Raw genomic sequence first — 25,122 nt, 5'->3', positions numbered from 1 at the left:
CAGGAGATCATCATGTCCCAAGGAATCGAAAACAAAGTGGTCGTCATCACCGGGGCAAGCAGCGGGCTTGGCGAAGCCACCGCCCGTCACCTTGCCGAGCGCGGCGCTTCCGTCGTCCTCGGCGCACGGCGTAGCGACCGCATCGCTAAGCTGGCTGAGGAGCTGTCCGCCAAGGGCTATAAGGCCACGGCAGTCCAAACCGATGTCACGGACCAACATCAAGTCAAGACGCTCGTCGACACGGCCGTCAACGCGTTCGGTCGCATCGACGTGATGCTGAACAATGCCGGCCTGATGCCACTTGCGCCGCTCGAACGGCTCAAAGTTGACGAGTGGGATCGCATGATCGACGTGAACATCAAAGGGGTGCTCTACGGCATCGCAGCAGCGCTTCCCCACATGAAAGCGCAGAAGTCGGGGCACATCATCAACGTGTCCTCCGTCTATGGTCATGTGGTCGATCCGGGTGCCGCCGTCTATTGCGCGACGAAATTCGCCGTGCGCGCCCTCTCGGAGGGGCTGCGGAAGGAAGTGAAGCCATACAACATCCGCACCACGATCATTTCACCCGGCGCGGTGAGCACCGAACTCCTAGAACACATCAGCGAAAAGGACATCCAGACGGGCACCAAGGAGTTCGTCAGTAAAATCGCCATCAGCGCCGACACGTTCGCCCGAACGGTCGCCTTCGCGGTGAACGAACCAGACGATGTCGACATCAACGAAATCCTGTTCCGGCCCACGGCTCAACCTGTCTGACGCGAGGCGCGCTATGTCGATGACATCCAAGTTCATGAGCCGTCGCGCGGTGCTGGGCGGAACCTTGGCGACCGCCGCTCTACCTCTTGTGGCGCAAGGGCAGGACGAGCGCGGCTCGGCGGATCCCGAGGCGACAGACGTCAGAATCAGGATAGGCTTCAACACTCTAACCCTGACCGCGACGCTCTCCGACAATCCGACGGCGCGCGATCTCGCTTCCATGCTGCCCTTGAACCTCAAGATCGAGGACTACGGCAGGAGCGAAAAGATCGTCCATCTGCCGCGCAAGCTGACAGAAGAAGGCAGCGGTGCTTTCGGAAACGAGCAGCCGGGCGACCTTTGCTACTTCAAACCGTGGGGTAACCTGGCCTTGTTCTACGCGGATTATCGCTGGGACGGGCTGATCCGGCTCGGCCGCTTCGACAATGGCTTCGAGCCGTTGCTGCTGCGCGGCGAGTATCCGGTCCGCATAGAACGCATATGACAAGGGCTTTATGGCCGGAGATAGCAATTCGCCTTCCGCCCAAGCATGAAAGGACCCCATAGACGATACTTCCAGAACCAGAAAGCCGCGGCCGGCTTAAGCCAGCAGAGGCGCTCGAGGGGGCGCCTCCGTCTATTCGATGATCTCGACGCAGAAATCTATAAAGGCCCTGACCTTAGCCGGAACATGCTGACGCGAGGGATAGAAGGCGTAGAGCGGGAATGTCTCGTCCGACCAGTCGGGAAAGAGGTTCACGAGCTGCCCATTGTTCAGATAATCCGCCATCCCGAGTGAGAAGACTTGCGCGATGCCTATCCCCGCAAGGCAGGTCGCCAAGGTCGTGCCGGCATCGTTGACTAAAATGCGGCTGCGGGTCTCGATCGAGACGACCTCTTCACCCCACCGAAGCTCCCATCCGAAAGGCCTTGCAGTCAGCGGGTCCTGGAACTGGATACAGGTATGCTCGCTCAAATCCTGTGGACGGCTCGGCCGACCATGTCGCTCGATATAAGCGGGAGCCGCAATGGTGATCACGCGCGTCTGCATCAACAGGCGCGAAATAAGCGACCTCTGCGCAGGCTCGCCAAAGCGCACCGCGACGTCCATGCCATCAGCAACAAGATCGCCGATCTCGTTGCGGGTGATGATCTCGATCTGGATATCCGGATAACGATCGAGGAAGGCGCCGAGCCGCGGGCCGAGCACAAGGCGTGAGAAATATGGGTCGACATTGACTCGCAGTCGGCCACGCACCGCCTGTCTGGCGCCAACAGCTGTCTGGGCAGCCTCTTCGATGCCGCTCAAGAGTGGGGCCACTTGTTCGTAGAACCGCGCGCCGTCATCGGTCAGCCGCATCGTGCGTGTTGTCCGGTCGAGGAGCCGCAGACCGATCCGCCCCTCCAGTCGAGAAATGGCGCGGCTGACACCCGACGCCGATAGTCCCATCAGCTCCGCCGCCCGCGCGAAGCTTCCGCTCTCGATAACGGCGGCCAGTACGCTCACGCCATTCAATAATCGTCCGTCAAACATCGCGCATCCGTGATTTTTAGTCACCAATCATGTGACAGAAGCGCGCTTCAGTCAAATGCTGCCAAAGGACATGATCAGCATAACAAACCGCCAACCTGCTGGCGGTGGAGGAAGCAAAGGAGTCTAACCATGTTTGTGATCACCGGAGTAACAGGCCAAGTCGGAGGCATTGTCGCCGCGCGTCTGCTGAAGGCGGGGGTGCCGATACGCGCCGTCGCGCGCAATGCGGAAAAAGCAGCGGAATGGAAGGACAAAGGCGCGGAACTGGCCTTGGCCGAGATGACCGACGCCGATGCGCTCACCAAGGCTTTCGCCGGCGCCGACGGCGTCTTTCTGCTGATCCCGCCGACCTTCGATCCGACCCCCGGCTTTATGGAAGTGCGCGCTGTCATTGCGGCCCTGAAGACCGCGCTTCTTTCGTCTCGTCCTGCCAAGGTCGTTTGCCTCTCCACCATCGGCGCGCAGGCCAGAGAACCTAACCTCTTGAGCCAGCTCGGTCTCGTCGAACAGAAGTTATCTGCCTTGCCAATGCCGATCGCCTTTCTGCGTGCCGGCTGGTTCATGGAGAACACGGCCTGGGATATCGCGCCGGCGCGCGAGACTTGTGTCCTCTCGAGTTTCCTGCAGCCGCTCGATCAGCCCTATCCGATGGTTTCTGTCTTCGACGTCGGAGCCAAAGCGGCAGAACTGCTGCAGCACGAGTGGGTGGGCCAGCAGGTCGTCGAGTTGATGGGGCCAGAGGGCGTCACGCCCAACGATATCGCCGCTGTCCTATCGTCCATCCTCGGCAAACCCGTCCGGGTGGAGCCGGTCGCCCGCGACACCTGGGAGCAGATTTTCACCGATCAGGGCATGCAGAACCCACTCCCGCGGATGCGTATGATCGACGGCTTCAACGAAGGCTGGATCCGGTTCGAGGGCGAGCCGGTAAAGGGCACGACCACACTGGACACAGCCATGAGCCGTCTGATTTGCCCCGGCCGATAAACAGCTGAAAGGCCGTGGCGGAGAGCAGCCACGCCCTCTAATGCGGCCTCTGATAGGGTCGACCCCCGATTTTGAACTGAGGGACTACCAGAAGACCACCGGATTGGAGGGCAGCCTATTTCAAACTCTTCAGGAGATAGCTTCCCACGCCCTTGGACGGTGGCGACGACACTTCGAGCCTCTGCCTGATGAGCGTCTGTTCCTGCTCAGGAGACTTAGTGGGAAATGCTCCCAGCACCGAGGCCGAGGGTCGCTTGTGTCATCTCGGCGGCGCCGCAATCATCGACAGCGCCCGGTAACAGCCTCCGGTAACTGTCGATGAGCAAGGGGCGCAGCGTGTTGCGCCCCGTTGTCCAGCGGAGCCTGACGCAGCGAGACCTTGGTGACCGAAAGACGCTGACGGTAAGCCCTTCGAGCAAACGTGCGGCCTAATGCGGTCTTTGGATTTCACAGTAGACAATGCTGCGGTTTGAGCCGGGCCAAACAGACACCTTCACATCCGCCCCAGTCACGCTTTCACGGGCGATCAAGCCCATCTCTCGTTCTGACCGCAACAGCAGCGCCCAGTTCATAAATGTCTCCATATAGCCATCGACGTCCGTCTCCGGGGAGAAGTTGGCGAATAGGAATGTGCCGCCAGGCTTCAGCATGCTGACGCACTTCCTGGTCAGCTTTACGGCTACCGCGTCCGGCAGATAGTCATAAAGACCCGCGGCATAAACGAAATCGAACATTCCCAGCGCGTGCCTTCCACCGAGCAGGGATTTGACCGACCCGTTCACCGCCTGGACGGACGTGCCGGCGAAATCGCGGGCGACGGTACCAACGCTCATCGGGTCTTGATCCAAAGCGACCCAGCGTCTGATCTCGCCGGCGCCGAGAGCGCGCGACAAAGGCCCCTCACGAAGATGCCCAGCCGCGATGGCGAGGACTTCGGTGGAACCAGGCCGGGCCGAAGCGATTTCGTCAACGCGGCGAGCCAAAATGTCTCGACGCTGCCTTACCGCGACGGATGACGAAGCATTACGAGTGTAGGCGTAGATCGAACGTCCCAAGTTGCTGGCTGATAAGACAGCGTCCTCAATCTCAGGTCTGCCGTAGATGAAGTCGAGAAGGCGTGCGTCGCCAGAATAGCCGCGCGGCTTTTCGAACGACCAGCGGGTCAATGGATCTTGATGAAGATAGTGAGCAACGGGATGAGATTGCGCGATCGGAACGATGACGTCCCACACCTCCGGATGAAAGCGCCGCCGTATCTGATGCAAGGCGTCGGTAAGACGCTCGATGATCGCATTAGGCTCGACGCCGGATCTGAACTGACGGATCGACACGTCAAGGCTGAGGGCAAGCTCGGCTCTGGCAACGATAAGGTGGCCGGGATCCGGGGCAGCAACCCTTCTTGCCGCCCGACGAATTTCACCGGGCGCAACAAGACTTTCACCGTCCAAGACCAGGCTTTGTTCCATTTCGAGACCCCTTTGACATAGCGTTAAGTATAATCAACCTCGAAATAGGATGCGACTAGAATCTACACGGGATAAGAGTATTTCTACTATTGCGGGTCAGATCCTATCCCTCTAAGAGTGCTCAGCAATAAGACCAATCGGGTTCAGGTTGCAGAATGTAACTTTGGAGGGCGCCGAAGTATGGCTTACTTTTTACCTTCTCTATATCGTTGCCAGGCCGGTGTTTTTGCATGAGCGCGGCTTACGCTAATGTGCGGCGCGACGAATTGACCGTCAGCTTCTCATCTGCCGAGGCCCTCAAGTCTCTGGAAACTGAAAATGATGCTGCCCGAAGGCGGAGCTCACGGCATGGTCTTTGGATCGCGGTCGTCGTTTATGTGGCCTTCGCACTTCCAGATCGATGGCTTATCCCGGATGTTGCGCCTGTGACGATCGCCGCGCGATTCGTCATTGCAACGATCGCGTTGCTGGCTTTCGAAGCCTTGCGACTGGCAAAAGCGAAAACCGTCTGGCTTGACGTCACATGTGCCGCTGCACTGCTTGTGGGCTATGTGGGCTGGCTTTACCCGGCGATTGCCACCCGCGACGTCACCGCCATGTCATACTACATGATATTCGGCGCCATCTTCATGATGGGCGCCAACCTGTTTTTCAGTTTCCCGTTTCGGCTTTCGGTGATCACCTCGGGCCTCGTTCTCTGCGCATTTTTCGTTACGATCGAGGAGTTTTTTCCTTCAAGCCAAACCTACAAGCTTGCCTTCGGGATGTTCTACATTTCGTGCTTTGCCTTCACGTCTTTCGTCAATTGGCGATTGAACGTGGAGCGTCGAAATGTGTTGCTGAACGCGGCGGAGGCTCGCCACCAGCACTGGGAGGCGTCCGAGCGTGGAAGGTCACTGCTCGAGCTTTCACATACTGACTACCTGACGGGCATAAGCAACAGACGCGCCCTGGATCGGCGGCTCGACGAATGCTGGGCCGCCTGGAAAGACGAACGCCGCGACTTCTCCGTGTTCCTCATCGACGTCGACTTTTTCAAACGCTTCAATGATCGCTACGGACATCAGGAAGGAGACCGATGTCTGACTGTCATCGCCAATGCGCTGAAGGCGGTTGTAGAGTCGTCCGATGGCATGATCGGCAGGTATGGTGGCGAGGAGTTTATCGTGGTCATGCCGGCTGCCCTCCCCAAGGTCGCGATGACTCTCGCCGAGAAGATCAGAATGGAAGTCGAGTCTCTTGCGATTGCTCACGACGAGCGACCAGATGATATGTCGATCGTAACCGTCAGCATCGGCGTCGCCTTCACCCGCGAGAAAGTTGGAGAGAAAGTTGAACGAATAGTCCGTGAAGCCGACCTCGCTCTCTACAACGCCAAAGCAAATGGCCGAAACTGCATTCGTAGTTTTGATCCGCTGTTGCCTCGCCCCGACGACCATGCTGGTAAGCTCGTCCCGCTGCTGGCGGCCGCCATCGATCGCAAACTGGTCTCGCTCGTGTACCAACCGATCTTCGACGTGACGAACGGGAAAGCAAGAGCTGTCGAGGCTTTGATGCGCCTCAGAATGCCGGACGGCACCGCGGTTTCGCCGAAGACGTTCATTCCGGTTGCAGAACGAAGTGGCGCTATCCTCGAACTGGGCAGATGGGCGATCGAGACGGCATGCCGGGACATACTGATGACCGATCGCATGGCTTCCGTCAGCGTCAACGTGTCGCCAATACAACTGCGTTCCCCGGGCTTTGCTGCCAGTGTCGCTGATATCCTTGCTCGGTGCGGGGTCTGCGGGTCGCGACTGGCCTTGGAGGTCACCGAGGGCCTGGACATGGATATGCAGTCGGAGGTGCTTAAATGCATTGCCGATCTGCGGGCGCTCGGCGTCGAGATCTGGCTTGACGACTTCGGCTGCGGCTTCGCGGGCCTCTCTTGGCTGAGGGCAATCGAGTTTCAGACGGTCAAGGTCGATAGAACCTTCCTGCACGACTGCTCGAACCCACGCGGTTTGACGATGCTTCAGGACATGATTGCTCTCATCCGCAATCGTGGGAATACGATTCTGGTGGAAGGCGTCGAAACTGCAGCACAATTTTCCCTTCTCAAGGATCTTCGCATCGACCGCGTCCAGGGCTTTCATATGGGAATGCCGGTCAGCGCTGAACTTCTGAACGCGGCATAACTCGACCTCAAGGTTTTCCAGATGGCTCAGCACGTTGCCGATGATCGATGAGTAGCGTGTGACATCTCTGCGGATTGCGAATTGGGACGTGAGTGTGGCAGGCATACCCTATTCCGGTCAGCTTATCTTCTCGCCGGGTGGTACACTTTCCGTACAGCCGATGAACCCGTACGCGTCGGCCGAACCGACTACCTACACGGCAACCAAAGCAATTGGAGCCATCTCAACGAGGGCTGCGCCACCATTGTCAGAAGTCTTGCTTTTAGACGGATCACGCCGTCTGATGCAGCGAGGCAACGGATCGCTGAAGGCAGAGGAATATTCAGCGGTTGAACCTGAGAATGAGGATCGAGATGGATCACGCCAACAGCCCGCAATCGTCAGTGAGCGAAGAGAGGGAAGCGCGCAGGCTTCAATACCTGACCTGGGAACACGTTGCGTCTGACCTCCGTCATCCGGCTCACCTCGCCCGCAAGGCGGAACTCCGGCGATCATGCGGTGCGGAGCTGGCCGAGACGTCCTACATCGCTGAGGGCGCCGCAATCTTCACCGAAAACCTGACGATGGGCGAACGATCCTGGATCGCCGGTCACGCGCTGGTCCGCGGCGATATAATCTTCGGTGATGATTGCACCATCAATCCCTATGCCTGTGTTTCCGGCAAGGTGACGTGCGGTCATGGCGTGCGGATTGCCTCGCATGCATCGATCGTCGGCTTCAATCATGGCTTCGACGATCCGACCATTCCTATACACCGACAGGGTGTCGTCAGCATCGGCATAGTGATCGGTGACGATGTCTGGATCGGCGCCAATTGCGTGATCCTCGATGGCGCCACGATTGGAAATGGTGCGGTGATCGCCGCCGGAGCGGTGGTCACGGGGGACATTCCCGCCATGGCGATTGCCGGTGGCGTGCCCGCCCGGGTGCTGCGGAGCCGAGGCTCGGCGCCCAGGAAATCCGGCACGGGCGACGTCGAAGATCAATTGGTCAGGCTCGGTCAGAAAGCGAAAGACCAATGGCCCGACATTCTTGCGCGCTGGAAAACGGAGGGAGCCTATGAATCGCTGGAGGCAGACGGCATCCGGAGACCAGCGATCCGGCATCTCTGCGATGCAATCGAGATCGCTGCCGGATTCGGCCAGCTGCCGCCCGACCTCAATCCGGCGGAGACGGTCGGGCTCCTCCAAGGTCTGCAGGACCAAGAGACCGGCCTTTTCCCGGAGGAGCATTCGCGAATGCATGGCAAGGCGCTGAGGGATGAACCAAAGGCGCTCTATAACGTCCTTGCGGTTGGCTATGCGCTTGAACTGCTTGGTTCCGGTCCACGGCAACTCGTCCATGCAGTCGAGCTCGGCGCCGGAGAGCTGGATGAATGGCTGAGCGCCCTGCCCTGGTCGACCCGGGCGTGGCACGCCGGAAGCGTGGTCGATGCGATCGGAACTGCCATGTACTTCAATGCGAAGTATTTCGGCATCAGGAATTCCCGGCAGGAGCTTTTCGAGTGGCTGAGCCGGAATGCCAACAGTGTCTCGGGGCTGTGGGGTGAACCGACCGCGGCGGAAGGATGGCTTCAACCGGTGAACGGCTTTTATCGCCTGACGCGCGGCACCTACGCCCAGTTCGGCGTGGCACTTCCGCATCCGTACGCCTCACTCGAAACAGTTCACCTCAACTATCGCAACCACAAGGGCTTCGTCGCCGCGAGATACAATGCGTGCAACCTGCTCGATACGATGCATCCTCTGCTGCTGATTGCCCGGCAGACCGACTACAGGCGGGCTGACGGGGAGGCGATCGCCCGCAATCTCATATCGCGGGCTCTCGATAGATGGCGGGATGGCGAGGGATTCCCGTTTGCCGACGGTGGTGAACCGAGCCTGCAGGGGACGGAAATGTGGCTTTCCGTCATTCACCTGGCGGCCGATTTTCTGGGCCTGTCAGATCGCTTCGCCTTCATCCCCAAAGGCGTTCACCGGACGGCAGCCGTGGGGCTCGGTTTGTGATTACGGCTTTCGATTAGCCGTGCAGCGATGCCGTCAGCCAGGCGGCGGCAAGGTCGCGTGCATTGCTTCGCTTGGCTTTGACGGGCACGATCACGTTGTAACGATCTTCCGCGGCAAGCTCGCCGCCGTCGGCCTGCACCAGGGTTCCATCCTCCAGAAAGGTGCCCACCAGCATGCGCCATCCCAAGGCAATGCCTTGGCCTGCGCGCGCGGCGGCAATGGTTTCGGTATAGTGGTTGAACCGAAGCGACGGCTTCACCTCGAGGTTGGCGCCGGTCAGCGAAAACCACTGCGCCCAGCTATACCAGGAACGATCGAGAACATCCGTTTCGATGAATTCGTCTAGGGGGCCGGGCGGACCATCGCCCCGACGCCGGAGATAGTCGGGAGAGCAGACGGGGCAGATGACGTCGCCGCGCGAGGCGATGACGGTGCCATCGCTGAAGGGAGGCACACCATATCGAATTGCCACGTCGACTTCGCCGTCGTCGAGAGCGATCGGGCTATCCTGGGATATCACCCGCACCAGGATGCCCGGGTTCGCCCGGCGGAATTCGGCCAGCCGCGGCAGCAGCCAGAAAGACGAGAATGCAACGGTCGCCCCTATCGTCAGCACGTCCTGGCTGCGCGACTGGAGCGCTTCCACGCCCTCGGCAATATCGGCAAAGCTCTTGGCCAGCGTGGCTCCGAGGCTGATGCATGCCGCTGTCGGCTCGATCGCTCGATGCTTGCGCACAAATAAGGGCTGGCCGAATTCCTCCTCCAGCAATGCAATCTGCCTGCTGACCGCTGCCTGGGTGACGCCCAATTCGGTCGCAGCCGTGGTGAAGCTCTTCTTTCGGAGCACCGCCTCCAGAGTGACCAGTGCCGTCAGCGACGGGATCCGTCTTCGGAAATGCATCGCAACTCCTCTTCACATGATAAAAACTCATGCGAGTGTAATTTTTTATGCCGTTGAAACATCAGCTTTGCAAGGGCAATCTCGGGAAACTCTCGCATAAGAGGTTCTCATGCTAAACAAGCTCCCATCTTCCATTTCGGCTCTTCTCGACGCTCGCGCCAACGGTCACTCTTTGCCGGCCGGCCTTTACGTCAGAGAAGACGTGTTCGAAGCAGACATCGACGTCTTCTTCCACAATCACTGGATCTGCGTCGGTCTGGACTGCGATGTTCCCGAGCCCGGTGACGCCACGGTGATCGATATCGGCAAGACGAGCCTAATCCTTCTGCGTGACGACGACGGAGAAATTCGCGTCCTGCACAATGTCTGCCGTCATCGCGGCTCCCGCCTTCTCGATCCGGGCAAGACGATCGTCTCAAAACTCGTCTGTCCCTATCACACCTGGACCTATGAACTAACGGGTGAGCTCAGCTACGCACCTCACATGGGCAAGGACTTCGACAAGGAGTGTCGGAGCCTCAAGCCCGTCACTTTCAAGTCGATCGGCGGGCTGATTTATGTCTGTCTCTCCGACAATCCGCCCGAAGACATTGCTATCCTCGAACAGGCCATGACCGAGCGCCTCGCCCCCTACGACATCCGGAACGCAAAGGTTGCCTTCCAAACGGATGTCATCGAGGATGGCAACTGGAAGCTCACGATGGAAAACAATCGCGAATGCTACCATTGCTCCGCGAACCATCCGGAGCTTTGCGTCTCCTTCGTCGATCTCGACTTCGGCTTCGACCCGGAAACGCTGAACCCGGAGGATCGCGAACAGGCCGAGGAGCATTTCAGGCTGTATGAAGAGCGGACGAAGGCCTGGGAGTCCGACGGCTTTCCGTCGGCGGCCGTCGAGCAGCTCGCCGACTGCGCCACCAACTTCCGCACCCAACGGCTGATCATCGCAGGCGCCGGCGAATCCCAGACCCACGACGCCACCGCCGCATCCTCCAAGCTTCTTGGGCACATGACCCGCAAGGATCTCGGCGATACGCATCTTTGGGGCCACAACAGCTGGAACCACTTCATGGGCGACCATGCCGTGGTGGCAACCGTCATTCCGCTCTCGGCAGGCAAGACGCTTGTGAGAACCAAGTGGCTGGTCCACAAGGACGCCGTCGAAGGCGTGGATTACGATCTCGACAAGCTGACGGATGTCTGGGTCGCGACGACGGACCAGGACGCCGATCTTGTCGCGCGCTCCCATGCAGGCACTCTCGACCCGGCCTATCAGCCCGGCCCCTACTCCCGCTTCTCCGAGACGAACCTCGACAAGTTCGCCAGTTGGTACATCGATCGGATGCGCGCCCATGGATACTAGGAGCCCGCAGATGCCCGCAGCCAGGGCCGCCCTTGACGACGTCTGGAACCCGGAAGAAGACGACGCGCTCGTCTGCCTCGACGTTCAGCAGGAAACCCATGACGTCAAGACATTCACCTTCGCATCGCGCGAGGGCAAGCGGTTCGCGTTCAAGGCCGGGCAGTATTTTCTGTTCGACCTCGAACACAATGGAGACGCTGAAAACAGGTGCTACAGCATTTCCTCCTCGCCGCATCGGACAAACGCCTTCTCCGTGACCGTGAAGCGCGTTCCCGGCGGAAAGATCTCCAACTGGCTTCACGACACCCTGGTTCCCGGCGCGACCGTCAAGGCGAACGGCCCGCTCGGCCACTTCGTCAGGCCCGAGACGTCGGGACGCAAGCTTCTGCTTTTGTCCGGCGGCTCCGGCATTACCCCCGTCATGTCCATCCTGCGGGAACTCGCCGACAGTTGCCAACCTGCCGACGTCGTCTTCATGCACGCGGGACGGACGCCGCAAGACCTGATCTTTCGCGACGAACTGGCCTGCATCGCCCGCAGGCTGAAAGGCCTTCGCCTGCATTTCCTCCCGGAGACCGTGGCCGGCGAGCCGTCCTGGCCCGGTCTGACCGGTCGCATTTCGAAAGACTATATCAGGCTTGCGGTTCCCGATATCGCCGAGCGAACCGTGATGTGCTGCGGCCCCGCCCCGTTCATGGCCGCCGCGCGCACCATTGCCGCCGAACTCGGCGTGCCCGCCTCGAACTACCTGGAGGAAAGCTTCGACGCAGCGGTCATCGACGAACCCGAAATCCCTGCGGTTCAGGAGGCAACTGCCAAGGTCTTTCAGGTCACCTTCTCGAAGCAGGCCCGCAGCATCGAGGTAACAGGCGACCAAAGCGTGCTTTCTTGTGCGAAGAAGTCAGGCGTCAGGATCCCGTCGTCCTGTGCGAACGGCGTCTGCGGCACCTGCAAGTCGAAGCTCGCCTCCGGAACCGTCGACATGAACCACAATGGCGGAATTCGCCAGAGGGAAATCGACGCCGGCTTCTTCCTGCCCTGTTGCTCCAAGCCGCTCAGCGATCTGGTCGTCGAGCGCTGACACTGTCACTCACCGACAACAGGGACTGACTGAGATGCTGCGAGAGGAAAGCGGTTCCGCCGAGTTGACCGGCTCGACGGTCTTCAAGGACGAGCGAAAGCAGGCATATTTCAATCCTGAAGGAGCCGACCGGCCTCTTATCAGTCCTGTGCCGGCCGCGACGCTCGATCTGGCCCGCCGCTATCGTCTGGAGCGCCTGCGCAGGAAAATGCGCGAATGGGACTGCGGCGCCCTGCTTCTCTACGACCCCGTCAACATCCGATATGCCTTCGATTCATCGAATATGAGCATTTGGACGATGCACAACGCCTCGCGTTACGCTCTGATCCTGGCCGATGGTCCGGCCATACTTTTCGAATTCGAAGGCGCCGACCATGTCAATGACGGGCTTCCCGGCATCGACGAGATCCGGCCGGCGAAGTCATGGATATTCTTCACGGCCGGGAACCTTATGGAACCTCGCCTGAAAGCCTGGGCGGACGAGGTCGCGGACCTCGTAAGCCGCAATGGCGGTAACAAACGCGTGGCGGTGGACAGGCTCGAACCCGCCGGCGCGTTCGAATTGCGGGAACGCGGCTTCATGCTCTTAGACGGCCAGGAACTGGCCGAGCGGGCGCGATCCATCAAGAGCACCGAGGAGATCGAGCTGATGCGATGGACGATCCGTGTCTGCGAAGCAGGCATGGCGCGGATGTACGAGATTTCTGAACCGGGCCGCACCGAAAGAGAGATCTGGGCCGAGCTTCACTTCGAAAACGCACGCAGCGGTGGCGAGTGGCTCGAGACCAAGCTCTTGACCGCAGGCCCGAGAACGAACCCCTGGTATCAGGAATGTTCGGACTACGTCATCAAACGCGGGGAGATGATATCCTTCGACACCGACATGATCGGACCCTACGGCTATTGCGCCGATCTCTCGCGCTCGTGGACAGCGGGACACGTCGCGATGAGCGCCAAGCAGAAGGAACTTTACGCCGCCGCCCGGGATCAGATCGAGCACAATCTTTCAATCATCAGGCCCGGGATGACATTCCAGGAATTCAACGAACTGTCGTGGCGGATTCCGGAGAAATACCAGCCTTATCGATACACGCTTGCTCTGCACGGAACCGGAATGGCGGACGAATGGCCGGGGATCCTTCTGCATCCGGATTTCGACCCGAACTTCAGCGGCTGCATCGAGGAGAACATGGTGCTCAACGTCGAAAGCCTGATCGCCGAAGCCGGATCCGAGAGCATCAAGCTGGAAACTCAGGCGCTGATCACGGCAAGGGGAGCGGTGCGGCTGGACACGTTTCCGTGGGAAGATATCTGAATAAGCCTAGAGCATGATGCCGAAAAGTGTGAGCGGTTTTCGGACGACATCATACTCTAACTATTTAATGTAGAACAGGATTCAGATTTTAGGCCGACCCGGCCTAAAATCATCCTGTTCTAGTGCGCTCTCGAAGCGGCTGCGCGATGCTGCGACGGCGTTTGCCCGAATGTGCGTTTGAAGGTTCTGGTGAACTGCGAGGCATTCTCAAAGCCGACGTCCAGCGCGATCTCGATCATTGGCGCCTTCGACTGGGCCAGGATCGATTTCGCCCGCTCCATGCGAACACGATTATAGGCCTTGGCGGGAGACATTCCCGTCTTGTCGATGAAGATCCTCTCCAGTTGCCGCCGAGACAGGCCAACCGTGGCGGCAAGCTTCTGTATAGACATGCTGCCATCGACGAACTGTTCCATCGTAATCATCGCCGCCTTGACGCGGGCGTCGTCATAATCGTCGTAGAGCGGACGCCTGGGCTGTATGTCCGTTGAAGTCCGGGCCTTTTCGATCTGAAGGACCTCCAGCGCGTTTCGTTCGGCGTCGCGGCTGATGCATTTCCTGACCAGCAATGCCGCCATGTCGGCGGAGCTGCTGCCGCCTGCGCACGATCCGCGCTGGCGATCGAGATTGAAGAGCCGGTCGGAACGAACGCTAAGCTCAGGAAACCTCTCCCGAAACTCCTTGTAGTGCAGCCAGCTCACACAGGAGTCGTGCCGCTTCATCAGGCCTGCCTCAGCAAGGATGAACGAACCCGTGCACACGCCGATCAGCGGCACCTTCTTGGCGTCGGCCTGCTTGAGAAAAGCGATGGTCTCCTGGTCGACAGGGTTCTCCACCGTCAAAAGGCCGCCGACGACCACGATGTAATCGAACTTCGACGGATCGACGAAATCGGACGTCGGAGCGACCTGGACGCCGCAGCTCGCAGTGATCAGGTGCCGCGTGCTGCCGATCACCTGCCAGTCGGCAAGGACCCTTCCCGAACGATCCTGCTCGTCGCTGGCAAGCCGCAGCGTGTCCACGAAGAGGGCGAAGGCGGACAGCGTGAACGATCGCGCCAGAACGAAGCCCACCTTGAGCCGGCCAGCCGACTTCGCGGCGTCGTCTCCCTGTCGATGCTGCCCGGGTCGCATAGTCATCTCATCACCGTTTCTGAATGCACTCATCGAATCTGAAAACCGTGCGCCAGCGGATCACGATCGTCAACGAAAATGGTGTTGTGTCCGATGACGCGTGCCCAGCCTCCGATGCTTGGAAGAATACCGCTATAGGGTCCAATACTTGCCTCGGCTTCGACCCGCCCCTCGAAGATGGTTCCGATCAGGCTTTCATGGCGGTATTTCGACCCGACGGTAAGCCGTCCCTTGCCGTAGAGCTGGGCCATGCGGGCGGAGGTGCCGGTTCCGCCCGGCGAGCGATCGATGGCCTTCTCCCCGTAAAAGACGGCGCAGCGTCCATCCGAGACATCATTCACCGGGCGGTCGCACCAGATGGCGTGATGCACGCCTCTAATCCTGGCGTCGTCGGGATGAACGGGATCGCAGATACCGGCAAGTGCTGACCTCAGTCTCTGGCTGCAGCCGACAATGTCGGATGCGGTCATGCCATCGAGGCCGATCCAGTTATCCTGTGGTTCGATGACAGCATAATAGTTGCCGCCATAGGATATATCGACACGCAGACGGCCCATTCCCGGCACCTCCACCTCGACATCAGCCTCATGGAGATAGCTCGCCACATTGTGGAGACGAACGGAATCGACATATCCGCCCTTCTCCTCATAGGTAACATCAACTCTCCCCGCGGGCGTCTCAATGGCGACCCGGCCGGGTTCGCGCGGCTTAACCAGCCCTTCCTCGATCGCAGCGGTCACGGTGCCGATGGTGCCGGCGCCGCACATCGGCAGGCAGCCGCTCACCTCGATGAAAAGCACGGCGAAATCGCAATCCTCCCGATAGGCGGGATAGATGATCGCGCCTGACATGATGTCGTGCCCCCTTGGCTCGAACATCAGCGCCTTGCGCACCCAGTCATGGTCCCGGACAAAAATCTCCCGTCGCTCACTGATCGGCGCATGCGCAAGCAACGGACCGCCTCCGGCGACGAGGCGGACGGGATTGCCGCAGGTATGCGCATCGATACAGAAGAAGCTGTTTCTCATCTTTTCATGTCCTTGCTCATCCGGCCTTGCGTGGCCTGTCGCGGTCGAGCAGGCCGCGGGACAGCCGGTCGAGCAGAAGGGCGACTGCAACGATCGCCAGGCCCGCCCGCAGGCCAAGCCCCATCTCCATGCGCGTCAGGCCGCGCGTCACCTCCGCACCGAGACCGCCCGCGCCGACAAGGCCGGCCAATACGACCATCGCCAGCGACAGAAGGATGCATTGGTTGAGCCCGACCAGGAGCGTCTGCCTGGCCAGGGGGATCTCGATCTTCCAAAGCACCGAACTGGGAGGCGCGCCGATGGCGCTGCCGAGTTCCACAAATTCTCTCGGCACCTGGTTGAACGCCAGCGTGGTCAGGCGGAGCATCGGCGGAATGCCATAGACGATGGTGGCGATGATTGCCGGCACCCGTCCAAGGCTGAAGATCATCACCGCAGGAATGAGGTAGACCCACGGCGGCACGGTCTGCATTACGTCGAGAACCGGGCGAACCATCGCCTCCAATGTCTTGTGGCGCGAGCACAGGACGCCGATCGGGAAGGCGATAAGCACGGAGATCAGAACTGCGACAGTGACCAGAGAGAGGGTCTGCATCGATGCCGTCCACAGTCCCATGAGGAGACAGAAGCCCAGGCAAAGACCCGCAAGGATCGCGGCGCGCAGACCGACGGCGACGAATGCCAGGACGACGACGATCGCGATAAGCCCGTAGGGCGGCACGAAGAGGAGCGCCGCCTCGAATCCGGAAAGGACCGTTTCGATCAGATAGCTGATCGCCGCAAACAGCGGATGAAGATTGGTGTTGAGCCAATCGACCGACGGTGCCAGGAAAGCGCCCGGCGAAAACTGCAGGATGGACGGATTCATGACTTCCTCCCCGTTCCGAGCCGAGCGGCGCTCTGAGTTATCCGGTCAAGCACCATAGTCAGTACCACGATGGCTATCGCTCCATTGATCGAGGTCGCGATGTCGAGCGTTCTGATCGCGCCGTAGATCGTCTCTCCGAGCCCGCCGGAGCCGACGATGCCGGCGATGACGACCATGCCGAAGGCCATCATCAGGCTCTGGTTTATGCCTGCCATGATGCTCGGCAGCGCAAAGGGAAGGCGGATCTTGAAGAACATCTTCGCCGGCGTCATCCCCAGCGCCTCTCCGAGTTCGATGAACTCCTTGGGCGTCATCCGGATACCCAGAGAGGTCAGGCGGATCGCCGGCGGCACGGCGACGATCACCGTCGCGATCAGTGCCGTCGCCGGTCCATAGCCGAGCAGAGCGATCGCCGGCAGCAGGTAGATGTATGGCGGAAGCGTCTGGATGAGATCGAGGCCGGGTTCCATGAAGCGGTCGAGGCCGGTGAAGAAGCCGGCGGCGATTCCGATCGGGATGCCGATCGCCAGGGCGAGCGCGGTCGCGGTCAAGACCAGCGCGAGCGTGCTCATCGTCTCCGGCCAGAGTCCCATGGAAAAACAAAGCGCCAGCGCTGCGCCGCTCAGCACGGCGAACCAGACATTGACCAGCCGCCAGCCGATAAGCGCTACGATCAGCGCGACCAGGTAGAATGGTGGAAGCTCGAGGAGCCATAAGATCCCGTCATAGAGCCCTTCGAGAACCTGTCTGATGGTATCGAAGAGGAATTCGCCATTGTCGCTCACCCACTCAAGCGCGGCGTCCGTCCATTCGTCAAAAAGATCGGTGAGGCCTGAACTATCCATGTCAATCAGCTCCAGTTGTGGGACGCCGCCGTCAGATCGTGGGTGGACGTCCCCTTGACGCCCATAAGCAGGCTGCGTGGCGTGACCACGCCGACGACCTGATCGTTATCGACGACGGCGATGGCGTCGCGCTCCGATTGCATCGTCAACGTGATGAGTTCGTCGATGTCGGCGTCCGGCGTCGTGCGCGCCAGCGACGCGATGTCGGAATTCGGCTGGCTCTGCTGGAATTCGGCGACGCTGCGCATGACGGAGTGCGCCTTGATCAGATGGAGGCGGGATATGCCGGCGACGAATTCGGCGACATAGGCATCCGCCGGGTTGAGGATGATTTCCTCGGCCGTGCCGGTCTGGATGATGACGCCGTCCTTCATGATCGCAATGCGATCGCCGATCCGGATCGCCTCGTCGAGATCATGGGTGATGAACACTGCAGACTTGCCCAAGGCCTTCGTCAGCTGGCGGAATTCGTCTTGAAGCTGGCGCCGGATGAGTGGATCAAGAGCGCTGAACGGCTCGTCCATCAGAATGATCTCGGGGTCGGAAGCGAGCGCGCGGGCGAGCCCGACGCGTTGCTGCATGCCGCCGGAAAGCTCGTTCGGATATCGGCTCACCCAGTCGGCGAGACCGACCTTCTCGAGCGCCGCAGCAGCGGTCTTGTTTCGCTCCGGCTTGGCAATACCCTGAACCTCGAGGCCGAAGGCCGCATTTTCCAGGACTGTGCGATGCGGCAAAAGAGCGACGCTCTGAAACACCATGCCGATGTTCCTGGCGCGCATCTGCCGGAGATCAACCGGCGACAGGGCGGCGAGGTCGCGTCCCTTGACGAGGACTTTCCCGGAGCTCGGCGTGATCAGCTTGTTGAGAAGGCGGATGAGCGTCGATTTTCCGCTTCCCGACAAGCCCATGATGCAGAAGATTTCACCGCGCCGAACCTCAATGCTCGCATCGGATACGCCGACGACGCAGTTGAACTCCTTCAAGACCTCTTTTTTGCCGAGGCCGCGTTCCTTGATCGACTTCATTGCCGCTGCGGACTTGTCACCGAAGACTTTCCAAAGGGATTGGCAGTCGATCAGGACATCATTGATATCGGCATTTACGGTTTTCATAGCGATCCCCTTGAGCCAATCGGCGCTGGCTTCTCTCATTATGCAGCCATTCAAAGTGCGACAGCGTCTCCTTTGCGCATCTGAAAGACGAGCGGCGCTGCAGGTGGCCGCCCGACGGATCGGACGGCCACGACGCGTTTAGTTCTTCTTGATGTTTTCCCAACGCTTGATCAGTTCGGCATGGGCGCCGATCCAATCCTGCACGGCCTGGTCCATGGTCTTGCCTTCATTGACTGCGCCGTTGATGGCAGTGATGTCGGCGATCGGCACGTAGACGCTGGCCATCACTTCACGCGCATGCGGGTTCTCTGCGGAGAAGCCCTTGTGGCCGATCCAGTAGTAGCTCTGCGGCGGCGGGAACACGCCCTTCGGATCCTTGAGGTACTTGACCTCGTACTTCTGGACCATCCAGGACGGCTCCCAGATCGTCACCGCAATCCACTCCTTGCGATCATAGGCGGACTTCAGCGCCGCCGTCATCGCGGCGGTGCTGCCCTCGACGAGCTGGAGCTTGAGACCGTAGTCCTTGACCGCGTTCGAGGTATCGCGCATCAGGCCGGAACCCGGTTCGATACCGATGATCTTGCCGCCGAACTTGTCGGCGTTTTCATTGAGCTGTTCCAGCGAGTCGATCGGGACATATTTGGGAACCGCGACACCCTGATAGAGGCCATGCGAAACGGGTGAGATCTTCTCGAGCCGGTTCTTGTTCTTGTCCCAGTAGTCCTGAGCGACGTAGTCCGTCTGCGAAGTGAGAGCCTGGATATCGCCCTTGGCGAGAGCGGCATAGGCGATGCCCCATTCGGAGAACTCGGTCACCTTGACGGTATAGCCGGCGTCTTCGAGAACCTTCTTGGTAATGCCGGTGATGGGTGTCAGGTCCTCCCACGACATCGTGCCCAGATTGATCGTCTTTTCTTCCGCGCGAGCAGGAAGGATGCTGACCCCGATCATCGCAGCGGCGCAGAGCGCCTTCCACAAAGTCTTCATTGTTCTTACTCCTGTTTTTCGTTCCCATTCTCATTGAAGTCTGCAAGCGGGCAGTCTTCATATTGCGCGGGCCGAGGGATCATCCCTCGCGGCCTGCACGCAATTCCTGTAGGCGGATGACCGAGTTGACGCCGAGCCACGCGATGGGCTCGGGCGGCAATCTCACCGGTTCCGGCTGGTTCTTGTATTTGTCGAGTTCGGGGCTTGCGGCTCCTGTGGCGAGATCGGCTGCCATCATTCCCGCAAGCGTGCTCTTGACCGTGCCGAGACCATTCTCGCAGCAGGCAGAAAAAAGCCCCTCTTCGACTTCGCCGAATGCCGGCACATGGTTTCGGCTGAGGCAGAGAGCACCCGCCCAGCTATATTCCATCGGCAGGCTTTCCAGTCCGGGAAACCGCGCCTCGAACGACCGGCGCTGCTCGGCCGCCACGCCGGCGACCCGCCTCTCCGACACCTGGAGGCTCGGGTCGTAGGTGAACCTCGTCCTGATGACGATTCTCGAACGACCATCGGTGGTGATCTTTCGGACCGTCGCTCCCATCGGGTCGGCCGGCAGCAGCGCCCAACGATCTGCGCCGGTCACATCGCCGCCGAACTCATTCTGGGAAAAGGCTGATGTCATCGACGCGTAGGTAAAGATGTGCATCAGCCGTCCGCGAAAATGGCCGAAGCTTTGAATATGGCCGTTCACACCCAGAATGACCTTCGGCGCGGAAACAGATCCGCGGCCGGACTTCGCCTTCCAGGACATGCCCTCGCGCGAAAGCTCCAGCACCGGCGAGTGCTCGTGGATGGCGACCTTTGAGCTAAGTCCGCGCGCCAGTCCGCGGATATAGTCTGCGGGCTGGATCATCACGGCGCCTGGCGTATAGAGCCCTCCGCGATAATAGCGCGAGCCGGTCATCTCCCGCATCTGATCGGCATCGAGAACGCGATGCTCCTCGCCGATCTTTTCGAGCGACTTCCTGTAGTTGTCGTTGAGCCCGAGCCCCCGCTCGGAGGCGGCCGCATTCACCTTGCCCGACGGATCGAAGGTTTCCTTGGACAGGCCGTATTCCGCCGCGACATCGGCTGCGAAGGAAATCGCCAGACGGTTCTGTCTGATCTCGTCCTTGGTCGCCTCTTCGTCGGCCACCGAATATTCGCCCGAGGACAGATTGTGCGGCACGTCGATCATGAAGCCGGAATTCCTCCCGGCCGGTCCCTTGGCGACTTCGCGAGCCTCGAGGACGACGATCTTGTCCTCAGGGCGCAATTGCGAAAGGCGGCGCGCCGCCGACAGGCCGGCGAACCCCCCGCCGACGATTAACCAGTCCGCGGTAATGTCGTGCTCAAGCGCTGTTGCGGGAAAGGCGCGTTCGCTGATCGCCTCCCATCCCGAAACGCCGGTGTCGATCGGCAAGCGCTTGATCACATGGCGGGTCATCGGATGGTCTCGTCGACCGAGCGTTCCGAGACATCGATCCAGATGGTCTTGAGTTCGCAATAATTATCGTGGGCGAAGACCGACTTGTCGCGGCCGCCGAAGCCGGACTCCTTGTAGCCGCCGAACGGCGTGGTGGCGTCTCCTTCGCCGAAGCAGTTGACCGTGACGACGCCGGCGCGGATCTCGCGCGAGAGCTTGATGGCGTTTCTCAGGCTGCCGGTATAGACGGACGCCGTGAGACCATAATTCGTGTCATTGGCAAGAGCGATTGCTTCGGCAAGCGAATTGAAGGTCGTGACCGAAAGCACCGGCCCGAAGATCTCTTCCTGGAAGAGGCGGCTGGCGGGCGTCACGCCATCGACCACCGTCGGCTCGATGAAGATGCCGTTATAGGTTTCGCCGCCGTGGGCGACCGACAGCTTCTCCTTCCTGGCGTCGTCGAGGAAGGATTTCACCTTCTCGAAATGGGCCTTGCTGACAAGCGCGCCGATGCGGTTTGCCGGGTCGAGCGGATCGCCCGTCTTCCATTCGCGCATATAGGCGCCGATGCGCTTCAGCAGCTCGTCCTTGACCTTGGAATGAACGATGAGACGCGACGTGGCCGAGCAGTTCTCGCCCATGTTCCAGAAGGCGCCGTTGACGACCTGCTCGGCAACGAGGTCCAGGTCTTCGGCATCGTCGAGAACGACCGCGGGGTTCTTGCCGCCGCATTCGAGCACGATTTTCTTGAGGTTCGAGTCCGCGGCGTAACGCAAGAAACGGCGGCCAGTCGGCGTCGATCCGGTGAAGGCCACCATATCGACATCCATGTGCAGGCCGATCGGCTCGCCGACCTCCTTGCCGCCACCGGTCACGACATTGAACACGCCGGCTGGAATGCCCGCTTCATGGGCAAGCTCGGCGACGCGCAACGTGGTGAGCGTCGTTTCCTGCGCAGGCTTGACGATGACCGAGCAGCCGGCAGCGAGCGCCGGGCCGATCTTCCAGGCCAGCATCAGCAGCGGGAAATTCCACGGCAGCACGCATCCGACAACACCGATAGGCTCGCGCACGATCATCGTCAGCGCGTTGGCGCCGACCGGAGCCGTGTTGTCATAGAGCTTGTCGATCAGTTCGGCATGCCAGCGGAGCGTATGAATGGTATCGGGAACATCAACCGTCTGGCATTCGCGGACCGGCTTGCCGCTGTCGAGGCTTTCCATGACGGCGAGCTCATGCCTGTTGCGCTCCAAGAGTTTGGCGAGCTTCAGAAGCACTTCCTTGCGCTCATTGGGAGAACGAAGCCGCCAACGGCCGTCGTCGAAGGCTTGCTTTGCCTTGGAGACGGCGGCATCGACATCGGTGGCATCGCATGCGGCGATCTCGGCGAGAACCTCGCCCGTCGCGGGATTCGTCGAGGTGAAAGTCTTGCCGGAATTTGCCGGACGAAATGCGCCATCGATGAAGGCATTTGTCGGAAACTGAAGCTCGGCGGCGATCGCCTTGTATTCGGCGACGGTCAAGGGTTCATGCATGATTGGCTCCCGACGTGATCTGGGCGACCGTGCGCTTCAATGTGGCGACGACGGTCTGAAGGGTTCGCTTTTCTTCGGAGTTGAGCGGACGCAGCGGCGCGCGGACCGATCCGACATTCAGCCCGATCAACTCGCATCCGTGCTTGATCGATTGGACGAACTTGCCGCATTCCAGGAAATCCATGAGCGGCAGCATCGCCATCATGATGGCGCGGCCCTTGTCGAAGTTCTTTTCGAGGACGCAGGCTTCGTAGAGGGCGACATGTTCGCGCGGGAGGAAATTGGAGCCGGCGCAGACCCAGCTCTTTGCGCCCCATGCGAAGAATTCGAGCGCCTGGTCGTCCCAGCCGCAGGACAGCGCGATGTGCGGAAATTTACGGGCGAGCAGGTGAAGATTGCCCATGTCGCCGGAGCTCTCCTTGATGGCGATCACGTTCTTCGACTTGCCGACGCGGGAGAAATACTCTTCACCCATCACGACACCCATGCGGGCGGGATAGTTGTAGAGCATGATGGGCAGGTTCGCCGCGCGATCGACCGTCAGGGCATGGACCGCATTCTCGCGCTCGGTCGGCAGCGCGTATGGCGGTGACGACACCAGGATCGCATCCGCGCCGATTTCCTTCGCCGCCTTGGCGTATTCGACTGAATCTTCGGTGCGCGTGGCGCCGGTCCCGATAATGAGCGGCAGCCGCGTACCGATCACTTCTTTCGCATAGGTCGCGAGCTCGAAACGCTCCTGACTGCTCTGGGCGTAGTACTCGCCCGTCGAGCCGCCGACGATGATGCCGTGAACACCCGCCTCGATCAGCGACTCGAGCACGGCGGCAAATCCAGCCCGGTCGATCTGGCCATTTTGATCAAGCGGCGTCACCGCCGGCGTATAGATCCCCTCAAACTTCACGACGATTTCTCCAAGAGTTGCGTGGCGGGGCCGCCGAGGAAGGCGTCCGCCTTGAGGCCTTGTGGGGCGATGAACATTTCCATGTTCTCGCGGGACAATTCCCAGTGTTCGAAGACGAGGTCGACGACGGCATTCTCGTCGTGGGCGCCGAGCGCATCGATGAATCCGTCATGATGGTCGGCAGCCACTTGAAGCCGCCGCTTCATGTCCTCGTTCCTCGGCCGGAAGAAGGTGTGGCCGATGCGCGCGTGGTCGATCAGCAGCCGGCCAAGACTCGGCTGCAGATAGACGTTGCCCGACATCTCGCCGAAAATTTCGTGAAAGCGGTTGTTCTCGAGAACCATCGCCAGAGGGTCCATGTTCTCGCTGGCAGCGCGGAACCGCTCCTGGGTCTGCTTCAGGTCTGAAAGCTGGGAGGGTTTGAAGTTCTGTACGGCGAGACGACCGATCGCCGCGTAGATCATCGGCGCGACGAGAAAGAAATTTCGCAGGGTGGAGTGGTTCATCGGGATGACCCGCGCGCCCCTGTTCTCGCGGATGTCGATATAGCCCTCACCGGCAAGGCGACGGAATATGTCGCGAACCGGCGTCCGGGAGAGCCCGTATTTTTCGCTCAGACTGGCCTCGTCCAGATCGGCGTCCGGATCCAGCTCCATCGTCAGAATCTGCCGTTTCAGGTCTTCGTAGAGATTGCTCTTGGGGGTCTTCGCCATCGTCGCTCTCCGGCCGCTCGTTGCTCTACGCCGTGAAGATGGCACGCCTCTGGGGGCGAGTCAACAATTGTGTACTTTGCGTACACAATTGGTATTTCTTAAATACACCATTGCATCGAGCAAAGCGGCCTGGTGCCCGCAAGGCGTCATTTCAAAGCGCTGTCCAGGATCGGGCGTCCCGCGGCGGCGGCCATCGCGGAGTTTCTTTCCAAGCGGATTGTCGTGGCAGGTCGGTGAGGATTTCTCGGCAGTCGAGGCTGATGCGGTGCGCATCGACATTGATCATCAGGCGTCGGAAGCCTGGCCGCCCGCAAGCCGGTGCGCGGCCATCACGGAAAGCTCGATATCCGGTGGCGGCGGTTTTGTCGGGGAGCGCCGGCTCGGCGCTCCCCGGGATCGATCACGCGGCCAGGACGCCGCTCTTCTTGGCCATCCAGGTTGCGATGTAGTCCATCAGGCCGGGGTTTAGGCAATCGTAAGGCTCGATGCCGGACGTCCTTAGCTGCGCTCTGACGGCGTCCATCTTCGCGGGGTCGAAGCCGCTCTCGATGATCGACGACACGAAGGCTGCAAAGCCAGGCTTCGCCCAGCCGCTTTCCTGAAAGCGCTCCGGATGGACGAACGACAATCCCTGGAACGGATGTTCGCGCACGACCGGCCCGTACATATGGACGCCGCATTCCTTGCAGGCGTGGCGCTGGATCAAGGCTGTGGAATCGACGACGGCGAGCTTATCGCCATTCTCCAGGACTTCGACGCTTTCGGTCGGAGCGACGGCCACGACCGAAAAGACTGCGCCCTCGGGCTTCCAGCACTTCGTGCAGCCGCACGCGTGATTGTGGGCGATATCGCTCTTGATCCTCACCTTCACAGGATTGCTGGCGCACTTGCAGACGAGCGTCCCGCCTGCGAAAGCAGCGTCAGTCGCCCGAAAGCCTGAATCCACTGCCGGATGTATGGCTATGCTGGTCATGGGTTTCTCCTCCCCTTCTGGGCCGTTTGCGATATGCCCGGCCAAGCT

Annotated in this window: 22 protein-coding genes; 8 read left to right on the top strand and 14 right to left on the bottom strand. The window is 60.3% G+C overall.

The features are described from left to right. The first annotated feature begins 12 nt into the window (after positions 1 to 12). Both J3P73_RS26735 and J3P73_RS26730 read left to right on the top strand, forming a co-directional pair. The gene (locus J3P73_RS26735; RefSeq protein ID WP_130687320.1) at positions 13 to 759 is read left to right on the top strand and encodes an SDR family oxidoreductase; all 747 of its coding nucleotides are present in this window, start codon (positions 13 to 15) and stop codon (positions 757 to 759) included. A gap of 13 nt (positions 760 to 772) precedes the next feature. Beyond that, positions 773 to 1,243 carry a cyclophilin-like fold protein gene (locus tag J3P73_RS26730; protein ID WP_130665591.1) on the top strand — a complete coding sequence of 157 codons (471 nt, stop codon included), beginning with the start codon at positions 773 to 775 and terminating at the stop codon, positions 1,241 to 1,243. 132 nt (positions 1,244 to 1,375) lie between these two features. On the opposite strand, the gene J3P73_RS26725 is transcribed toward J3P73_RS26730, so the two are convergent. Then, positions 1,376 to 2,272 carry a LysR family transcriptional regulator gene (locus tag J3P73_RS26725; RefSeq protein ID WP_130665592.1) on the bottom strand — a complete coding sequence of 299 codons (897 nt, stop codon included), beginning with the start codon at positions 2,270 to 2,272 and terminating at the stop codon, positions 1,376 to 1,378. 129 nt (positions 2,273 to 2,401) lie between these two features. Between J3P73_RS26725 and J3P73_RS26720 the strand changes: the two genes are divergently transcribed. Beyond that, complete coding sequence (locus J3P73_RS26720; RefSeq protein ID WP_130680574.1) at positions 2,402 to 3,259, top strand: NmrA family NAD(P)-binding protein; 858 nt, start codon at positions 2,402 to 2,404, stop codon at positions 3,257 to 3,259. A 428-nt stretch (positions 3,260 to 3,687) separates the two neighbouring features. Here J3P73_RS26720 and J3P73_RS26715 read toward each other — a convergent pair whose 3' ends face one another. Next, positions 3,688 to 4,725 carry a class I SAM-dependent methyltransferase gene (locus tag J3P73_RS26715; protein WP_130687321.1) on the bottom strand — a complete coding sequence of 346 codons (1,038 nt, stop codon included), beginning with the start codon at positions 4,723 to 4,725 and terminating at the stop codon, positions 3,688 to 3,690. 230 nt (positions 4,726 to 4,955) lie between these two features. Here J3P73_RS26715 and J3P73_RS26710 point away from each other — a divergent pair, with 230 nt between their 5' ends. Beyond that, complete coding sequence (locus tag J3P73_RS26710) at positions 4,956 to 6,902, top strand: putative bifunctional diguanylate cyclase/phosphodiesterase (RefSeq protein ID WP_130665595.1); 1,947 nt, start codon at positions 4,956 to 4,958, stop codon at positions 6,900 to 6,902. 353 nt (positions 6,903 to 7,255) lie between these two features. Then, a complete protein-coding gene (locus tag J3P73_RS26705; RefSeq protein WP_024322975.1) occupies positions 7,256 to 8,908 on the top strand; it encodes an acyltransferase in 1,653 nt (550 codons plus the stop codon). Between the two features lie 13 nt (positions 8,909 to 8,921). Here J3P73_RS26705 and J3P73_RS26700 read toward each other — a convergent pair whose 3' ends face one another. After that, positions 8,922 to 9,809, bottom strand: a complete 888-nt coding sequence (locus tag J3P73_RS26700) for a LysR substrate-binding domain-containing protein (protein WP_024322974.1) — start codon at positions 9,807 to 9,809, stop codon at positions 8,922 to 8,924. A 109-nt stretch (positions 9,810 to 9,918) separates the two neighbouring features. Between J3P73_RS26700 and J3P73_RS26695 the strand changes: the two genes are divergently transcribed. Genes J3P73_RS26695 through J3P73_RS26685 form a run of 3 tightly spaced genes read left to right on the top strand, consistent with a single transcriptional unit; the run spans position 9,919 to position 13,568 of the window. Then, positions 9,919 to 11,172, top strand: a complete 1,254-nt coding sequence (locus J3P73_RS26695; protein ID WP_018494251.1) for an aromatic ring-hydroxylating oxygenase subunit alpha — start codon at positions 9,919 to 9,921, stop codon at positions 11,170 to 11,172. A gap of 10 nt (positions 11,173 to 11,182) precedes the next feature. After that, positions 11,183 to 12,253, top strand: a complete 1,071-nt coding sequence (locus tag J3P73_RS26690; RefSeq protein ID WP_197727542.1) for an FAD-binding oxidoreductase — start codon at positions 11,183 to 11,185, stop codon at positions 12,251 to 12,253. A 34-nt stretch (positions 12,254 to 12,287) separates the two neighbouring features. After that, a complete protein-coding gene (locus J3P73_RS26685; protein WP_130687323.1) occupies positions 12,288 to 13,568 on the top strand; it encodes a M24 family metallopeptidase in 1,281 nt (426 codons plus the stop codon). Positions 13,569 to 13,687: 119 nt separating this feature from the next. Here the strand turns inward: J3P73_RS26685 and J3P73_RS26680 are convergent, their stop codons facing one another. The 11 genes from J3P73_RS26680 to gfa all read right to left on the bottom strand — a co-directional run bounded on the left by J3P73_RS26680 (position 13,688) and on the right by gfa (position 25,074). Beyond that, the gene (locus J3P73_RS26680; RefSeq protein WP_130687465.1) at positions 13,688 to 14,701 is read right to left on the bottom strand and encodes a GlxA family transcriptional regulator; all 1,014 of its coding nucleotides are present in this window, start codon (positions 14,699 to 14,701) and stop codon (positions 13,688 to 13,690) included. Positions 14,702 to 14,730: 29 nt separating this feature from the next. Further along, positions 14,731 to 15,729, bottom strand: a complete 999-nt coding sequence (locus J3P73_RS26675) for a 4-hydroxyproline epimerase (RefSeq protein WP_130687324.1) — start codon at positions 15,727 to 15,729, stop codon at positions 14,731 to 14,733. A gap of 16 nt (positions 15,730 to 15,745) precedes the next feature. Beyond that, positions 15,746 to 16,597 (bottom strand): ABC transporter permease, encoded by an 852-nt coding sequence (locus J3P73_RS26670; protein WP_130687325.1) that lies wholly within the window; start codon positions 16,595 to 16,597, stop codon positions 15,746 to 15,748. Next, positions 16,594 to 17,442 (bottom strand): ABC transporter permease, encoded by an 849-nt coding sequence (locus J3P73_RS26665; protein ID WP_130687326.1) that lies wholly within the window; start codon positions 17,440 to 17,442, stop codon positions 16,594 to 16,596. Before J3P73_RS26665 ends, J3P73_RS26670 begins: the two co-directional genes overlap by 4 nt. A gap of 5 nt (positions 17,443 to 17,447) precedes the next feature. Next, entirely contained in the window at positions 17,448 to 18,554 is a 1,107-nt protein-coding gene (locus tag J3P73_RS26660; RefSeq protein WP_397465652.1) for a quaternary amine ABC transporter ATP-binding protein, read from the bottom strand. Positions 18,555 to 18,692: 138 nt separating this feature from the next. After that, positions 18,693 to 19,544: a glycine betaine ABC transporter substrate-binding protein gene (locus J3P73_RS26655; protein WP_027687961.1), complete on the bottom strand. Its 852-nt coding sequence runs from the start codon at positions 19,542 to 19,544 to the stop codon at positions 18,693 to 18,695. 79 nt (positions 19,545 to 19,623) lie between these two features. Then, the gene (locus tag J3P73_RS26650; protein ID WP_207580018.1) at positions 19,624 to 20,970 is read right to left on the bottom strand and encodes an NAD(P)/FAD-dependent oxidoreductase; all 1,347 of its coding nucleotides are present in this window, start codon (positions 20,968 to 20,970) and stop codon (positions 19,624 to 19,626) included. Further along, positions 20,967 to 22,484, bottom strand: a complete 1,518-nt coding sequence (locus J3P73_RS26645; protein WP_130687327.1) for an aldehyde dehydrogenase — start codon at positions 22,482 to 22,484, stop codon at positions 20,967 to 20,969. Before J3P73_RS26645 ends, J3P73_RS26650 begins: the two co-directional genes overlap by 4 nt. Beyond that, complete coding sequence (locus J3P73_RS26640) at positions 22,477 to 23,388, bottom strand: dihydrodipicolinate synthase family protein (RefSeq protein WP_018071452.1); 912 nt, start codon at positions 23,386 to 23,388, stop codon at positions 22,477 to 22,479. Before J3P73_RS26640 ends, J3P73_RS26645 begins: the two co-directional genes overlap by 8 nt. Then, positions 23,385 to 24,101: a GntR family transcriptional regulator gene (locus J3P73_RS26635; RefSeq protein ID WP_024322964.1), complete on the bottom strand. Its 717-nt coding sequence runs from the start codon at positions 24,099 to 24,101 to the stop codon at positions 23,385 to 23,387. The genes J3P73_RS26640 and J3P73_RS26635 overlap by 4 nt, the downstream gene beginning before the upstream one ends. A gap of 400 nt (positions 24,102 to 24,501) precedes the next feature. Then, entirely contained in the window at positions 24,502 to 25,074 is a 573-nt protein-coding gene (gene gfa, locus J3P73_RS26630) for an S-(hydroxymethyl)glutathione synthase (RefSeq protein ID WP_018494240.1), read from the bottom strand. Between the last annotated feature and the right edge of the window lie 48 nt (positions 25,075 to 25,122).

Origin of the sequence: Rhizobium ruizarguesonis (assembly GCF_017357285.1) — a bacterium.
GTDB classification, from domain to species: Bacteria; Pseudomonadota; Alphaproteobacteria; order Rhizobiales; family Rhizobiaceae; genus Rhizobium; species Rhizobium ruizarguesonis.
This window is presented reverse-complemented; position numbering and strand designations above follow the sequence as displayed.

Coding starts and splice junctions, on each gene's coding strand:
- J3P73_RS26735 (WP_130687320.1), top strand. CDS start 13: ATGTCCCAAGGAATCGAAAACAAAGTGGTCGTCATCACCGGGGCAAGC.
- J3P73_RS26730 (WP_130665591.1), top strand. CDS start 773: ATGTCGATGACATCCAAGTTCATGAGCCGTCGCGCGGTGCTGGGCGGA.
- J3P73_RS26725 (WP_130665592.1), bottom strand. CDS start 2,272: ATGTTTGACGGACGATTATTGAATGGCGTGAGCGTACTGGCCGCCGTT.
- J3P73_RS26720 (WP_130680574.1), top strand. CDS start 2,402: ATGTTTGTGATCACCGGAGTAACAGGCCAAGTCGGAGGCATTGTCGCC.
- J3P73_RS26715 (WP_130687321.1), bottom strand. CDS start 4,725: ATGGAACAAAGCCTGGTCTTGGACGGTGAAAGTCTTGTTGCGCCCGGT.
- J3P73_RS26710 (WP_130665595.1), top strand. CDS start 4,956: ATGAGCGCGGCTTACGCTAATGTGCGGCGCGACGAATTGACCGTCAGC.
- J3P73_RS26705 (WP_024322975.1), top strand. CDS start 7,256: ATGGATCACGCCAACAGCCCGCAATCGTCAGTGAGCGAAGAGAGGGAA.
- J3P73_RS26700 (WP_024322974.1), bottom strand. CDS start 9,809: ATGCATTTCCGAAGACGGATCCCGTCGCTGACGGCACTGGTCACTCTG.
- J3P73_RS26695 (WP_018494251.1), top strand. CDS start 9,919: ATGCTAAACAAGCTCCCATCTTCCATTTCGGCTCTTCTCGACGCTCGC.
- J3P73_RS26690 (WP_197727542.1), top strand. CDS start 11,183: ATGCCCGCAGCCAGGGCCGCCCTTGACGACGTCTGGAACCCGGAAGAA.
- J3P73_RS26685 (WP_130687323.1), top strand. CDS start 12,288: ATGCTGCGAGAGGAAAGCGGTTCCGCCGAGTTGACCGGCTCGACGGTC.
- J3P73_RS26680 (WP_130687465.1), bottom strand. CDS start 14,701: ATGCGACCCGGGCAGCATCGACAGGGAGACGACGCCGCGAAGTCGGCT.
- J3P73_RS26675 (WP_130687324.1), bottom strand. CDS start 15,729: ATGAGAAACAGCTTCTTCTGTATCGATGCGCATACCTGCGGCAATCCC.
- J3P73_RS26670 (WP_130687325.1), bottom strand. CDS start 16,597: ATGAATCCGTCCATCCTGCAGTTTTCGCCGGGCGCTTTCCTGGCACCG.
- J3P73_RS26665 (WP_130687326.1), bottom strand. CDS start 17,442: ATGGATAGTTCAGGCCTCACCGATCTTTTTGACGAATGGACGGACGCC.
- J3P73_RS26660 (WP_397465652.1), bottom strand. CDS start 18,554: ATGAAAACCGTAAATGCCGATATCAATGATGTCCTGATCGACTGCCAA.
- J3P73_RS26655 (WP_027687961.1), bottom strand. CDS start 19,544: ATGAAGACTTTGTGGAAGGCGCTCTGCGCCGCTGCGATGATCGGGGTC.
- J3P73_RS26650 (WP_207580018.1), bottom strand. CDS start 20,970: ATGACCCGCCATGTGATCAAGCGCTTGCCGATCGACACCGGCGTTTCG.
- J3P73_RS26645 (WP_130687327.1), bottom strand. CDS start 22,484: ATGCATGAACCCTTGACCGTCGCCGAATACAAGGCGATCGCCGCCGAG.
- J3P73_RS26635 (WP_024322964.1), bottom strand. CDS start 24,101: ATGGCGAAGACCCCCAAGAGCAATCTCTACGAAGACCTGAAACGGCAG.
- gfa (WP_018494240.1), bottom strand. CDS start 25,074: ATGACCAGCATAGCCATACATCCGGCAGTGGATTCAGGCTTTCGGGCG.